At 26.8% G+C, this 15,528-nt stretch carries 13 protein-coding genes and 1 pseudogene; all 14 read left to right on the plus strand.

Annotated features, from left to right (window positions below; all coding sequences use genetic code 11):
- Window positions 1–290 (plus strand): annotated as a pseudogene (locus GM111_RS08220) (hypothetical protein); the annotation flags it as partial.
- Window positions 291–674: 384 nt separating this feature from the next.
- On the plus strand, window positions 675–1,034 hold the full coding sequence (locus GM111_RS04175) for a hypothetical protein (RefSeq protein ID WP_156299613.1): 360 nt from the start codon (window positions 675–677) through the stop codon (window positions 1,032–1,034).
- Between the two features lies 1 nt (window position 1,035).
- Window positions 1,036–1,878, plus strand: a complete 843-nt coding sequence (locus GM111_RS04180; RefSeq protein ID WP_156299614.1) for a hypothetical protein — start codon at window positions 1,036–1,038, stop codon at window positions 1,876–1,878.
- On the plus strand, window positions 1,875–2,417 hold the full coding sequence (locus GM111_RS04185) for a hypothetical protein (RefSeq protein WP_156299615.1): 543 nt from the start codon (window positions 1,875–1,877) through the stop codon (window positions 2,415–2,417). The genes GM111_RS04180 and GM111_RS04185 overlap by 4 nt, the downstream gene beginning before the upstream one ends.
- On the plus strand, window positions 2,414–2,923 hold the full coding sequence (locus GM111_RS04190; protein WP_156299616.1) for a hypothetical protein: 510 nt from the start codon (window positions 2,414–2,416) through the stop codon (window positions 2,921–2,923). The genes GM111_RS04185 and GM111_RS04190 overlap by 4 nt, the downstream gene beginning before the upstream one ends.
- Window positions 2,924–3,551: 628 nt before the next feature.
- Window positions 3,552–3,857 (plus strand): hypothetical protein, encoded by a 306-nt coding sequence (locus GM111_RS04195; RefSeq protein ID WP_156299617.1) that lies wholly within the window; start codon window positions 3,552–3,554, stop codon window positions 3,855–3,857.
- 186 nt (window positions 3,858–4,043) lie between these two features.
- Window positions 4,044–4,772 carry an META domain-containing protein gene (locus GM111_RS04200; RefSeq protein WP_156299618.1) on the plus strand — a complete coding sequence of 243 codons (729 nt, stop codon included), beginning with the start codon at window positions 4,044–4,046 and terminating at the stop codon, window positions 4,770–4,772.
- 128 nt (window positions 4,773–4,900) lie between these two features.
- Window positions 4,901–6,676 (plus strand): DUF4037 domain-containing protein, encoded by a 1,776-nt coding sequence (locus GM111_RS04205; RefSeq protein WP_156299619.1) that lies wholly within the window; start codon window positions 4,901–4,903, stop codon window positions 6,674–6,676.
- 8 nt (window positions 6,677–6,684) lie between these two features.
- A complete protein-coding gene (locus tag GM111_RS04210) occupies window positions 6,685–7,299 on the plus strand; it encodes a DUF4125 family protein (protein WP_156299620.1) in 615 nt (204 codons plus the stop codon).
- A gap of 49 nt (window positions 7,300–7,348) precedes the next feature.
- Window positions 7,349–9,250, plus strand: coding sequence for a threonine--tRNA ligase (gene thrS / locus GM111_RS04215; RefSeq protein WP_156299621.1), 1,902 nt, complete (start codon window positions 7,349–7,351; stop codon window positions 9,248–9,250).
- Window positions 9,251–9,268: 18 nt separating this feature from the next.
- A complete protein-coding gene (locus GM111_RS04220) occupies window positions 9,269–9,955 on the plus strand; it encodes a Bax inhibitor-1/YccA family protein (protein WP_156299622.1) in 687 nt (228 codons plus the stop codon).
- A 162-nt stretch (window positions 9,956–10,117) separates the two neighbouring features.
- Window positions 10,118–12,322, plus strand: coding sequence for a polyribonucleotide nucleotidyltransferase (gene pnp, locus GM111_RS04225; protein WP_156299623.1), 2,205 nt, complete (start codon window positions 10,118–10,120; stop codon window positions 12,320–12,322).
- Between the two features lie 4 nt (window positions 12,323–12,326).
- Window positions 12,327–12,896, plus strand: coding sequence for a CDP-diacylglycerol--glycerol-3-phosphate 3-phosphatidyltransferase (gene pgsA / locus GM111_RS04230; RefSeq protein ID WP_156299624.1), 570 nt, complete (start codon window positions 12,327–12,329; stop codon window positions 12,894–12,896).
- Window position 12,897: 1 nt separating this feature from the next.
- The gene (locus tag GM111_RS04235) at window positions 12,898–15,510 is read left to right on the plus strand and encodes a cation-translocating P-type ATPase (protein ID WP_156299625.1); all 2,613 of its coding nucleotides are present in this window, start codon (window positions 12,898–12,900) and stop codon (window positions 15,508–15,510) included.
- The last annotated feature ends 18 nt before the right edge of the window (window positions 15,511–15,528 follow it).

A 15,528-nucleotide genomic window follows, 5' to 3' on the forward strand; every position in this document is an offset into this window, starting at 1 on the left:
CTATAACATGGGAAGAATTTAAAGAAAAAGAAGAAGAGAATGAGAAAAAGTTTTCTAAAATATCTTCAGAATACTTCAAAGAAGTGAGACAATTTGAAACAATGAATTGGGATGAATATGCAGAAACTTTTTCATATTTTCCAATATTATACGTATATTTAAAGTGTAAAGAGTGTGATTTAAGTAATAAGGAAGAAATAGAAAAAGAGGTATATGAAAAGATAAAGAAATATCATAATCCTAAGACATATAAGCTTGAGGTATATGTAGAAAAGGAAACTGGAGAATGAAAAAACTAATAACATTAACCCTTATATCTTTTACATCAAGACGGAAAAGAACAATTTATAGTTTTAGCTAAGGGGACTACGCAGTCTAGTATTAAAGATTGGTGGAATAATGCTAAGGCTACTGCTGATATAGGTGAGAAAAATTATCAAACTGAAACAGCAAGACTTATAGAAGAATTTATAAAAGAAAAAGGTAGCCCAGATAAAATTGAAGTTTCATGTTTTGGAGATTCAAAAGGTGGAGGCCAATGTCTGTATACAGTAGAGAAAGTAAAAGGAACACAAGCAATAATAAATGATCCGGCTCCTGTATTAGAAAGGCATAAAAATCAAAATGTTTAGATATCTAGAGATGTTGTAGCATTAAATCCTTATAATTCACTTTTGAATTTGAATATAGGACATAAATCTGTATCAAGAATCAAAGAATCAATAAAACCAAATACTATAGTTAATAGTAGTAATCAAAAAATAGATAAACAGAATAAATTTAAAGAAGAAAAAAGAAAAATAAAAGAAAAATATGATAAAGAAATAAATGAAATCAAAAAAAAGATTGAACTTTTAAGTAAAAAACATCGAACAAATTTATATGAAATAAATAAATTAAAAAGATATATAATTTATTTAGAAAATGTCCAAAAAAAAGAAATAAATAAAATTAGACCAGGAATATTTGATAATCACAATACTGGACAATTAGATTATAATATTAGATATAATTTTATAGAGGAGGATAACTAGTATGAAAAGATTTTTTATAATAATTGTATTTCTTTTTATTCTTACGGGAATAAAACAATGTTTTGATGAAAATTCAAGAATCTCAGAATATAAGAAGTTTCAATATATAGAATATTTAAAAAAAAATAATATAATAGTTGATAAAGAAGATATAGAAGTTGTAAGAGGGGAACCTGGAATAGCAACAGATCCTTCGTATTCAATGTATTTAAAAAATATTGTTGTAATTAAATCTAAGCTATCACATATTGGAGAAAAGTTTGCTGTTAATTCATTTAGTGAAATAAGTGAAATAGAAGAACTAGGTAAGTATGAAAGAGATGTAAATGATTTAATGATTAACCCTTATTTAGTAAATGAGCATATATATGATAAAAGTATAGGGAATGACTGGAAAGAAATAGATAAAGTTATAGATGAAATTAACTTAAAATATGGAAAGAATACTTTATATAATTTTTTTATTTATGATAAACACTATAAATACTCAGAGGATATTGCGTGCTGGTATTCTAGATGTTTTAATATTAACAGCAAAGAGGACGTTCAAGATATAGATGATGAAATATTAGAAAAAACTTATATAGAAAATAATAATAATGAAAAGAAATATATAAAAAATATGAAAAATGGATTTGATCCGAAAAAACAAGATGTTTTACAGTATATTAAAGATAATAAGATACATTTGGTAATAGAATTTTCTATAAAGAATTTTCCTGATGAAGAAAAGAAAAATATAATAAGAAAAGAATTTTATGAAAAAATAGAAGGTAAATATAATAAAGAATTTTTATCCATAGTTAATATTGAACGTTGGGTAGAGATTGGGGGTAAAAAATGAAAAAAATTTTAATAATTTTTATACTTACAATAACTTTAACATTTTCAAATACAAGTATAACAGAATTAAATAAAGAAATAGAAGAATTGAATTTTGATACAGAAAAAGTATTAATAACTGTAGTTGGTGATAATGATTATTTTTTCATATCAGCAGATAATAAAATAGTAGAATACAAATATAATTTAAGATATTTTAGTGATGGTAAAAATAATATGTTATTAGTTAGATTACCTAATAAAGATGTAAAGCATGTAGATATGGTAATTCAAAATAATAATTTTATAGAATTTGATGTCAATGATTTAATTGAATGTGATAATGATTTATTTCAAATAGTATATTTAAATGATGATTATAATTCAAAAAAATTTGTTTTTGATAATTTAATTATAATAAAATATTATACCGATAATGAAATAATAATAAAAAATGAACCGATACCGAGTTTAGAGTCATTAAGAAACACTTTGAAGTATGAAAGATATTTAGAATTGTATTCTAAAAAAAGAAAATTAGAGGAGAGTGAAAAGAAATGAAAAAATTATTATTTTTAATTTTATTATTATTTAATTTTATTATTTCTTATTCAGAGTATCAATATATGACCTTTTTTAATGTGAATGAAGGAATAGGGAAGGTCGTATTTTCAGATAATAAAGAAAAATTTTTGAATAATTTATCAAATATTACTCCCTATATATTTGTAGATAGGAATTTAGGAAATGTTTTAGGAATAGATTTTAAAAATATAGAAAAAAGAATTTATACAGATGAGTTAAAAGTAATTGCAGATGGAAATATAGCGATAAATGCAGAAGTATATTCAAGAAAAGAACAATTAACAGATATTCATTATGGAGAAATAGTAACTTTAACATTTAAAAATAATGGATTAGACATTTTAACTAAGATAGCTGAATCAAAAAAAATTGAAATAACATTTAAAAGTGAATTAGGTGAAGTTAGAAATTTTTTAACTGATCAGGAAAAAGAAATATTAGCACATACTATTAAAGAATATAAAAGAAGTTTAGTGAAATGAAAAAACTAACAACTGAAAAGAAGAAAGTAGTGCTATAAGTTTAAATAGTGATTTAAAAAGTGGAGTAAACTTATATTTTAAAATTAATAATGTAGATATTATAATAAGTTTATCTAATACAGAGTATAAATCAAATATAGTAATAACTAATAAAAAGATTAAATGAAACTAGAGAAAAAATGAAGAACTAAAAGTTGATAAGATTATATATAAATTCAATGGAGGTCAAAATGTTAAATAATTATTTGAAAATACTAAATAAATTTGATTTGCTAATTCCATATGTTTTTGCTTTTCTTTTAAAGGAAATATTACCTATAAGAGAGTATTTTATAATATTAAGTAGTATATATTTTTTCACAAGATATAAGGAAATAATAAATAAAGAAATAAGATTAAAAGTTATATTTTGTATAGTTTTAAATCTTATTATATCGGTGCTTTTTTTTATAAATTTTGAAGATATGTGGATTATAAGTTCATTGATTTTATCATTTGTTTTTACGTACTTCTTAGGAGATGGTATTTTCTTTTTAATTTATCCGTTTTTGTTAATGTTTATTAATATTGTTTTAGTGTTTTATATTTTTATTTTTCTACCGTTTTCTTATTCTTTGGTTGTGATAGTATGAAACATAAAATATATTTAAAACTAATATTAATAAGTACCATTATATTAAAACCAGTATTGATTAGGAATTTTAATCCTTTAGAAAGTAAAGGAAGATTTTCGTCACCATATTATGAAGTAGAGTTACATTCATATATTAGAATATTATCAATATATTTTTTAATTTTAATACCATTTATTTTATTTTTTAGTATAGTTATAAAGAAAACTAAAAAATTAGAAATAATAGGAGCTATTTTAAATATTCTAATTATATTTTTAATAATAATATCTATAGTTATAAGATGGAGAAATAATTTATGAAAAAACTAATAACATTAACCATCTTACAAGCCATAGAGAAATAAAATAATATATAATAGAAAATAAGAAGTTTAGAGTATTATTATGATATGATTTAGATAACAATTATCTTAGAATATTCATAACTTTGTTGTAAAACTCTTTTTAATTTAGTATAATTATGAATATAAAAAGGAGGAATAACTTATGAAAAAAATTATATTAGGAATATTATCAATAACTACAATTTTTGCATGCAGTAGTCTTAAAAATTTTGATGTTGAAGATAAGGATTATGTACTTGAATCAATAGAATATACAAGAGATACTAAAATAAATACTATAGGAAAAGGAATGACTATTGAATTTGAATCAAAAAAAATATCAGGTAAAAGTTTAGTGAATAATTTCTTTGGTGGATATAGAATAGATAAAAATAAATTAGTAGTCGATGGTTTAGGAGTAACTAGAATGGCAGGAAGTCCTGAAGAAATGAAATTGGAATCAGAATATTTAAATGCTTTAAGTAGTAATAAAAATATTGTTAAAGAAGGTGAAAGATTAATACTTGAGGCTCAAAATGGTATGAAACTTGTATATATAAAAGAAGTTGATGAAGATAAACTTGAAAATAAAACATTTAAATTAATTAATCCTGAATTTAAAGAGGCCGATATAACAATTAACTTCCAAGATGAGAGTATTGCAGGGAAAAGTGGTGTAAATAATTACTTTACAACTTATGAAATTGAAGATAATGTATTATTATTACAAACTATAGGCTCAACATTAATGGCAGGTGATCCTAAATTAATGGATCTTGAATTCAAATATTTAGGACTATTAAATAACGCTATTGGTATTAAATATGAGAATAAAATACTAACTCTTTATACTAAAGATAATCAAACATTAGTTTTTGAAGAAGTAAAATAATAAAAAAATACCTAATTGAGAAATATTCTCTTTTAGGTATTTTTTTTGTTGAATATTCAAGTAAAGAACCTATTTTTTTACACTAATCTATGGTATACTTAAATTAAATAAACAAGAAGGATGTAGATATGGTTAATAAGTTTGATGAATTAATTAATAAGAGAAAAGAATTTCAAAAAAAATCAGATGGAGTATCTGAAGTTAAAGTTTTACGTGAAATAGTTAAGATGGCAAAAGATATATATGGTGAAATGTCAAATGAATACATATATTATCTTAACGAATTAGGTGGTTCGGCAAAATATATAGGAGAATATGAATTAGGACTTAAGAGTTTAGAAGAAGCGCTTTCTTTAATTGAAAAAAGAGAAAGTAATAGATCAGTTGCATATGGAACCTCTTTATTAAATATGGCTGAAGTATATAGATTTAGAGGAGATTTAGATAAAATAGAAAAAATATATTTAGAAGTTTTATCTATATTTGAAGAAAATAAGATGCAAAAAGAATATATTTATGCAGGTCTTTGTAATAATATAGGGTTATTTTATCAAAATACCAATAGAATAGAGGAAGCTATTCCATATCATGAAAAGAGTTTAAATATCTTAGTTGATATGCCAGATCATTTAGTAGAGCTTGCTACAACATATAATAACCTTGTTATGCCATATAAAGAAGTAGGTAAACTTAAACAAGCATATTCTAATTTAGATAATGCTTTAGAAATATATGAAGTGACTTTAGGTAAAGAACATTCTATGTATGGAGCTGCTTTAAATAATAAGGCAATACTTAAATTTGAAGAAGGAGAATATGTAAGTGCATTAAATATATTTGAAATGGCCTTAGATATTACAAAAAAATCATTTGGAGAAAATAGTTTAAATTATCAAAATCTTCTATCTAATGTTGAATATATTAGGGATTTAGTAAAGAAAACTCAAAAAGAAGTAGAAATAGAAGTAACTAGTGATTCAAAACTTATGGATATTTCAAGAGAATATACTAAAAAATATATATTGCCAAAAATTAAAGAAAAAAATGAAGAACTTTTATCTAAGATAACTATAGGATTAATAGGTGAAGGTTCAGAAGTTATGGGTTATGACGATGAATATTCAAGAGATCATGACTTTACATTTATGCCTGTAATCTTATTAAACATTGAAGATTATGAAAAATATTCAAAAGAATTAGAAGATATTTTATTATCTTTACCTCAAGAATTTTTAGGTATAAAACATGTTAATAATGATGTAGTAAATGAAAGACGTGGAGTTAAAAAAATAGGGGATTATCTATATAAGTTTATAGGGAAAGAAGAAGCTTCTTTAACTATAGAAGATTATAGAAGAATACCAGAACATGCCTTATTTGCTCTAACTAGTGGAGAAATATTTTATGCTGGAAATAATGAATTTACATCTATACTTGAAGCTTTAAAATATTATCCAAATATAATTAGAGAAAATAAAATAGCTACAGTATGTACTCGTATTGCACAAAGTGGACAATATAATTATTTAAGATTAATGAAAAGAGAAGATAAAATAGCTGCTAATATGGCTAAGAGTGTATTTATTGAAAATGTAATACATTTAGTATATTTATTAAATTCTAAATATATGCCTTTCTATAAATGGTCAGCTCGTGGATTAAAAGATTTACCTATACTTGGTAAAGATATGGAAAAGAGAATACTTGAATTAATTGATAATACAATACTTGATAAACATCAAATGTCAAATAGAATAGAAGAAATTTGCTATTTTCTTGTAGAAGAAATTAAAAAACAAGGACTAAGTAAAGAAAAAGGATATTTCATGGTAAATCACGCAATGTGGATACAAAGAAACATAGATGATGAATTTTTAAAATTATGGACACCGTTTGAAGATTAGGAGAAGTTATGGAAAGAGCAGAATTAATTAATGAAATTATAGCTAGAGAATGGGAAATGTTTAAAGTGTTAAAAAATACAGGAGGCCCTGCTGAATGTCAAAATAATAAACCAGAATTTGAAGTTATGAGAAGAGGGCAATGGGATAATTTGCCTGAAAATATATTACAAAGTTATTTAATAGATTTAAAAAAAGCGGAAGAAGTTGGTAGAAACTTATTAGAAGAAAAGTATATCAGAATGATGGAATTTTCAGCACCGGAAGAATTTGAAGGAGTTAAAGATTTGCTGCCAGTTTTATCACCTGGAATAGAAGTATTAATTAATAAAATAGAAAAAACATATCTTGCATGGGGAGATGAGTTTGAAGCAAAATATCCTAAATTTTCAAAATTATGTAGACCTTTAAGAAGAGAAGGAGACATGCCAGAAAGAGCATCAGTACAAACATATTTAAGAGGAGAATTATGTAGTTATTCATTAAAAACAGTCTTATTTTACTCAGACTATATAGAAGATTGTGTTAAAAAAGGGATAAACTTAATTTACGAAACTCATAGTGAAGTTGTAAAAATGAAAGGATTTGAATCTATAGATGCAGTTGAAAATTCACTTGTAATATAGTAGTAAAATATGATAAAATTATATATAAAAACAAAAAATAGGAGGAAAAATGTTAAAAATTACTTTGCCAGATGGAGCAATTAGAGAAATTGAAAACATGAGTGTTATAGAATTTACAAAATCTATATCAACAAGCTTAGCTAAAAAAACAGTTGGAGCTATCTTTAATGGCACGCAAGTAGACATTACATATAACTTAGATAAAGATGGAACTATAGAATTAATAACAACAGATAGTGCTAAAGGATTAGAAATATTAAGACATAGTACAGCTCACGTTATGGCTGAAGCTGTTATGAGCTTATTTCCTACAACAAAAGTAACTATAGGACCAGCTATAGAAAATAGATTCTATTATGACTTTGATACAGAAAGACCATTTACTGAAGAAGATTTAGCAAATATAGAAAAAGAAATGAAAAGATTAATTAAATTAAATGAAAAATTCTCAAGAACAGTTTGGTCAAGAGAAGAAGCTAGAAAACATTTCGAAAACGAAGGACAAAACTATAAAGTAGAAATACTTGATTCTTTAGAAGGAGATGAATTTAGTATCTATACTCAAGGTAACTTTACTGACTTATGTAGAGGAACTCACTTACCTTCAACAGGATACATTAAAGCATTTAAATTATTAAACTCTGCAGGTGCTTACTGGAGAGGAGATTCTAATAATAAAATGTTACAAAGAATTTATGGAACAGCTTTCTATAGCCAAGATGAGTTAGATGCATATATCAAACAAGTTGAAGAAGCAGAAAGAAGAGATCATAGAAAACTTGGTAAACAATTAAACTTATTCTTCTTAGATGAACATGGACCAGGATTCCCATTCTTCATGCCTAAAGGAACAAGATTATTCAATAGATTACAAGAATTATGGAGAATAGAACATAACAAACAAGGTTATGATGAAATTAAAACTCCGATAATGTTAGATAAAGAATTATGGGAAATTTCAGGGCACTGGTTCAATTATAGAGAAAATATGTATACATCTGAAATAGATGAAAAAATTTATGCTATTAAACCTATGAACTGCCCAGGTTCAATTATTGCATATAAAAACAACTTACATTCATATAAAGATTTACCATTAAAATATGCTGAAATGGGACATGTACATAGACATGAATTTTCTGGAGCTTTACATGGATTAATGAGAGTTAGAGCATTTACTCAAGATGACGCTCATATTTTCTGTACACCAGATCAAATTAAAGACAGCATTAAAGAAATAGTTGGATTATATGACAAATACTACAGATTATTTGGATTTGATTTCCACGTTGAACTTTCAACTAAACCTGAAAAAGCAGTTGGAGATGACAAAGTTTGGGAAATTTCTGAAAAAGCTTTAGAAGAAACATTACAAGAATTAGGAATTGAATATAGAATAAATCCAGGAGATGGAGCGTTCTATGGTCCTAAGATAGACTTTAAAATGAAAGATTCAATAGGAAGAATTTGGCAAACTGGAACTATACAGCTTGACATGAACTTACCTGCAAGATTTAACATGAGCTACATAGGTAAAGATGGAGAAAAACACGAACCAGTAATGATACATAGAGCTATGTTTGGATCTCTTGAAAGATTTATGGGAATCTTAATAGAACACTATGCAGGAGCATTCCCTGTATGGCTTGCACCAACTCAAGTTAAAATCATGACTATATCTGAAGAACAAGTAGAATATGCAACAGCATTACATAAGAAATTACTTAACTTAGGCATAGGTGCAGAACTTGATACTAGAGATGAAAAGATTGGATACAAAATTAGAGAAGCTAATGGAGATCAAAAAATACCGGTACAATTAGTAATAGGTAAAAATGAAGTGTTAGAAAATACAGTAAATGTTAGAAGATTTGGATCTACTGACAGTGTAACTAAAAATGTTGATGAATTCATTACAGAATTGTTAGAGGAAATTAATATTAAATTCTAGTTACTGAAAGGAGTTTGAATGTATAACGATAGAGAGTTAGATAGTAGAATTGAAATTGGTATACTTGGTTCATATTTATGGATGGGTATAGGGTTATTAATTACTTTTGGTATTATGTATGCATCATTATTTAATGTGCAGTTAGTACAAATATCTGTTACATTAAATAGATTTGCATTCTTAATTATTATTGCAATTGCATTACTTATGAGGTTTGTTGTTGCAAAAGCAAGTGCTATGGTTTTAAGATTAGTGTTTATTGCATATTCATCATTTTTAGGAATACTTTTAATTCCAATAATGTATGTATATGAAACTGCATCAATACTTACTATACTTGGTGGTTCAGCTGCTATGTTTATAGGTATGAGTGCTTATGGTTATTTTACTCAAAATAACTTGGAAGGATATTCAAAATATCTATTTGGTGGAGTACTAGGGATTATTGTAATGTCACTATTAAATAGTTTCTTATTTAGAAACAATATGGTAGAGATAGTAATATCTATATTAGGATTAGTGATATTTATAATATATACAGCAGTAGATACACAAAGAATTAAATCAATGTTACTTGAAGCACATTATCAAGGTGATATAGAATTAATGGATAAAGTACAGATATTTGGAGCTTTAATGCTTTATCTTGACTTTATTAACATTTTCCTATATTTACTATCATTATTTGGTAAAAGAAGAAATTAATATATTGGGCCTTTTTAGGCCCATTTTTATTGTAAAACCTTTAAAAATATGATAAAATATAGAGTAATAAAGAGAGTGGAGTAAGTAATTTTAAAGAACTTTTAGATAAGAGTTTTTTAATGTTATTTGCTCACTCTTTAAATAAAAAATAGGAGGACAAAAATGTTTGACAAAAAAGTATACATTTTAGATGTAGCGGGTAAAGAAGTTAAAGTAGAAACTGGAGAAATTGCTAGACAAGCAGGAGGATCAGTTGTAGTAACTAAAGGTGGAACTACTGTTTTAGTTACAACTACTAGAAGTAAAGAAGTAAAAGATGGACAAGACTTCTTCCCATTAACTGTAGACTATATAGAAAAATTCTATGCTACAGGTAAATTCCCAGGAGGGTTTATTAAAAGAGAATCTAAACCATCTACTGAAGAAATTTTAATATCAAGATTAATTGATAGACCAATAAGACCTTTATTCCCTGAAGGATTCTTTAATGCGGTACACGTAGTAATTAACGTAATAAGTTATGATGGTATTAATATGCCAGAAGATATTGCAACTATAGGGGTATCATTTGCTTTAGGATTATCAGATATTCCATTTAGCGGTCCAGTAGCAGGAGTTACTGTAGGATATATGAATGGAGAATATGTAATTAATCCAGATAAAGCACAAAGAGATAACATGGATATCTATTTATCAGTTGCTGGTACTAAGACTGCAATAACAATGGTTGAAGCAGGAGCAAATGAAGTAACTGAAGAAGAAATGTTAAATGCAATTATGCTTGGGCATGAAGCAATTAAAAATATATGTGAACAACAAGAAGCTATCTTAAATACTTTAGGTGTTCAAAAAATGGAATTTGCTGGTATCTCATATGATGAAAGAGTTACAACTTTCTTAGATAAATATCAAGGAGATTTAAAAAATGCAATATTAGTTCCTGGTAAACTTGAAAAGTATGAGGCAATAGATAATTTATGTGATTCATTACTTTCAAGCTTTAAATTAGAGATTGCTAAAGAAATGTTAGCAAAAGAAAAAACAGATGAAGAAAGATTATTAGAATTAATAGGTGAAAATAAAACTAAATCTATGGATGAATTAGTTAAAGAATTCAAAAAATATTATCATGATTTAGAAAAGAAAATTGTAAGAGAGTTAATAATTTTTGATAAATATAGAGCAGATGGAAGAAAAATTGATGAAATAAGACCATTAAATACTCAAATAGATGTATTACCTATGCCACATGGTTCAGCTTTATTTACTCGTGGAGAAACTCAAGCTTTAGTAGTTGCAACATTAGGTTCTAAAGAAGATGAACAAATAATTGATGGTATGGAAGGAGAATATAATAAGAAATTCTTCTTACACTATAACTTCCCACCATTCTCAGTTGGAGAAGCTGGATTTATGAGAGCACCAGGAAGACGTGAATTAGGACATGGAAACTTAGCTGAAAGAGCTCTTAAAGCAGTTATGCCATCAGTTGATGATTTCCCATACACAGTAAGAGTAGTTTCTGAAATTACAGAATCAAATGGATCTTCATCTCAAGCTTCAATTTGTGGTGGATCACTTGCATTAATGGCGGCTGGTGTACCTATAAGAGGAACAGTTGCAGGTATAGCAATGGGATTAATTAAAGAAGAAGAAAACTTTACAGTACTTACAGATATACAAGGATTAGAAGATCATTTAGGAGATATGGACTTTAAAGTTGCAGGGACTAAAAAAGGTATAACTGCAATACAAATGGATATTAAGATTGAAGGAATCAATAAGGAAATAATGGAAATTGCATTAACTCAAGCACATAAAGGAAGAATGCATATAATCGATGTTATGGAAGCGACTATTCCAGCACCAAGACCTAATTTACCTGAAAATGCACCTAAGATAATTAACTTAAGAATTGATCCAGGTAAGATAGCTGCATTAATTGGACCAGCAGGGAAAGTTATTAAATCTATCATTGAAGAAACTGGAGTTAAGATAGATGTTGAAGATGATGGAAGAGTAGCAATATTTGGTATAGATCAAGCTATGATGGAAAGAGCATTTGAACTTGTAAATCAATATACATTAACAGTAGAACTAGATAAAGTATACAAAGGAAGAATTACAAAACTGGCTAAATTTGGAGCGTTCGTAGAACTTGCACCAGGTACAGAAGGACTATTACATATTTCAGAAATTTCTCATAAGAGAATTAAACAAGTTGAGGATGTATTAAATGTTGATGATATGGTGGATGTTAAAGTAATAGCTATTGAAGATAACAATAAATTTAGTTTAAGTATGAAAGCATTAATTGAAAAGGAAACAGAAGAAGTTAAAGAAGAAAAAGTAAACGAAGGAGAGTAAGGGTATGTTAAACAAAATGAATTTGCCTAACAAATTAACTATAGTTAGAATAATATTAACACCAATATTATTACTACTTATGTTATTTAAATATGAAGGGAATCATGGAACATTCTCAGCTGTAATGTTACACGTATTAGTTGTTTTACTATTTGCAGGAATAGCATTAACAGACTTTTTTGATGGATATATTGCAAGAAGAGATAACTTAGTTACAAATTTTGGGAAATTACTAGACCCTATAGCTGATAAAGTATTTGTTTTCTCAGTTTTAATAGTTTTAGTAAAATACAATTTATTATCAATTTGGTTAGTATTAATATTACTTACAAGAGAGTTTGTAGTAGTAGCAATTAGAATGGTAATATTAGAAAATGGTGGAGAAGTTGTAGCAGCAAGTTCTTCTGCAAAACTTAAAACAGCAACACAAATGATAGCTTTACTATTTGCAATCATGTTCCCATTTGGGAAAATTGTTAATTCTATAGTATTGTTACCTGCAGTAGTATTTTCTATTATTTCAATGATAGAATACTATGACCTTGTTAAAAAATATATAGGGGAGGACATATAAATTGGAATTTAAACAAAGTATAGAAGAAGTTTTAAAAAATCAAGAAGTTGATAGAAACTTAGGTCTTACTGAAGCAGAAGCTGCAAGAAGACTTGAAAAATATGGTGAAAATAAATTAGAAGAAGGTAAGAAAAAAACATTACTTGCTAGATTTGTTGATCAATTAAAAGACGTTTTAATTTATGTATTAATAGTTGCATCTATATTAAACGTAATAGCTCATTATCCAGATGGATTTACTGAAGCTGGAATAATATTAATGGTAGTATTAATTAATGCTGTAGTTGGAGTAGTTCAAGAAGCAAAAGCTGAAAAAACACTTGAAGCATTAAAGAAATTATCATCTCCAAAAGCTGTAGTTAAAAGAGAAGGAAAAATATATGAAATTGATTCTAAATATTTAGTTCCTGGAGATATTTTAGTTATAGATGCAGGTAGATATATACCAGCAGATTTAAGATTAATAGAAACACAAAATTTACAAGTTGAAGAATCTGCATTTACAGGAGAATCACATGTAGTTACTAAAGATGCAGACTTCATGACAGATCAAGATACATTACCTATGGGTGATAAGTTAAACTTAGCTTACTCATCAACTCTTGCTACATATGGTAGAGGAGAAGGTATAGTAATATCTACTGGAATGAATACAGAAATAGGTAAAATTGCAAAAGCTTTAAATAGTGATGAAGATAGTACTACACCTTTACAAAAGAAACTTGATAAATTAGGTAAGACTTTAGGATACATAGCTATAGTAGTGTGTATAGTTATCTTTGGATTAGGAGTAATTCAAGGAAGAGGTGCAGTTGAAATGATGATTACAGCAGTTTCACTTGCTGTTGCTGCTATACCTGAAGGATTAGTAGCTATAGTTGCTATAGTACTTTCAACAGGTGTTACTAGAATGAGTAAAAATAAGGCAATAGTAAAAAGATTACCTGCTGTTGAAACATTAGGTTCAGTTAATGTAATTTGTTCAGATAAAACTGGTACATTAACACAAAATAAGATGACTGTAGTTAAAGAATACTCTATGGATAATAGTGAATTATTAATGAAAGGTTTATCTTTATGTTCAGATGCAACAACTACAGTAGGGGATCCTACAGAAATAGCTTTAGTTGTTTATGCTGAAAAACATGGATATACTAAAGAAGATTTAAATAATCAATACAAACGTGTAAATGAATATGCATTTGATTCTGATAGAAAATTAATGTCAACTTTACATGAAAATGGAAATGAATATATTTCATTTACTAAAGGTGCTATAGATAACATCTTAAATATATGTAAATATATCAAAATTGGAAATGAAGTAGTAGAAATTACTGAAGAGCATAAAGTACAAATTCTAGAGAAAAGTATAGAAATGTCTAATGATGCTTTAAGGGTTTTAGGATTAGGATATAAGGATAGTCCTGTATACTTAGAAAGTGAAGATTTAGAAAATAACTTAACTTTAGTTGGTATAGTTGGTATGATAGATCCTCCGAGAGAAGAAGTTAAAGCTTCAATACTTACTGCACAAAAAGCAGGAATAAAAGTTGTTATGATTACAGGAGATCATAAAAATACAGCAGTTGCAATAGCTAAAGAATTAAATATTGCAAAAGATATTTCAGAAAGTATAACTGGGCCTGAAATAGATAAATTAGATAAAGAATATTTCTATGAAAATGTAGAGAAATATTCAGTATTTGCAAGGGTTTCACCTGAGCATAAAGTTAATATAGTTGAAGCATTAAAATTAAAAGGAAATGTAGTATCAATGACAGGAGATGGAGTTAACGATGCGCCATCACTTAAAAAAGCTGACATAGGTGTTGCTATGGGTATTACAGGAACTGATGTTTCTAAAGGTGCTTCTGATATGATATTGCTAGATGATAATTTTACAACTATAGTTAAAGCAGTAGAAGAAGGAAGAAATATATATAATAACATTAAGAAAACAATAATGTTCTTACTTTCATGTAATTTAGGGGAAGTAATCTGTATATTCTTTGCTACATTACTTGGTTTACCAATACCATTAGTTGCTACTCAGTTATTATGGATTAACTTAGTTACAGATACATTACCAGCTATCTCATTAGGTCTTGATCCAGGTAATAAAATGGTTATGAATGAGAAACCACGTTCTCCAAAAGAAAGTTTCTTTGCAAGAGGAGCTGCAACACGTGCATTAGTTGGAGGAACTTTAATAGGGTTATTCACTTTACTTGCATTCTATATTGGTTTAAGAGAAGAAGGATTTACAACTCTTGCTCAAATTAGAACATTAAGTGAAGGAGATTCAGCTCTTACACATGCAAGAACTATGGCGTTTATAGTGCTTACTGTCTCTCAATTATTCTATTCATATACTATGAGAGTAGAAGATACAACTACATTTAAAGTTGGATTATTTAGTAACAAATATCTAAATATTTCATTTGTATTAGGTCTTGGATTACAAATATTATTAATTAATATACCAGCAGTTGCAAAAATATTTAGAGTACAATCTTTAGGATTATTTGACTGGGATGTTGTAATAATCTTAGCTATAATTCCATTTATAGTTAATGAATTAATCAAAGTGTTTATTAAATTTAAAAAATAGTTAGAAAGGAGCTGAATC

The sequence above is a fragment of the Streptobacillus canis genome (assembly GCF_009733925.1).
Lineage (GTDB): Bacteria > Fusobacteriota > Fusobacteriia > Fusobacteriales > Leptotrichiaceae > Streptobacillus > Streptobacillus canis.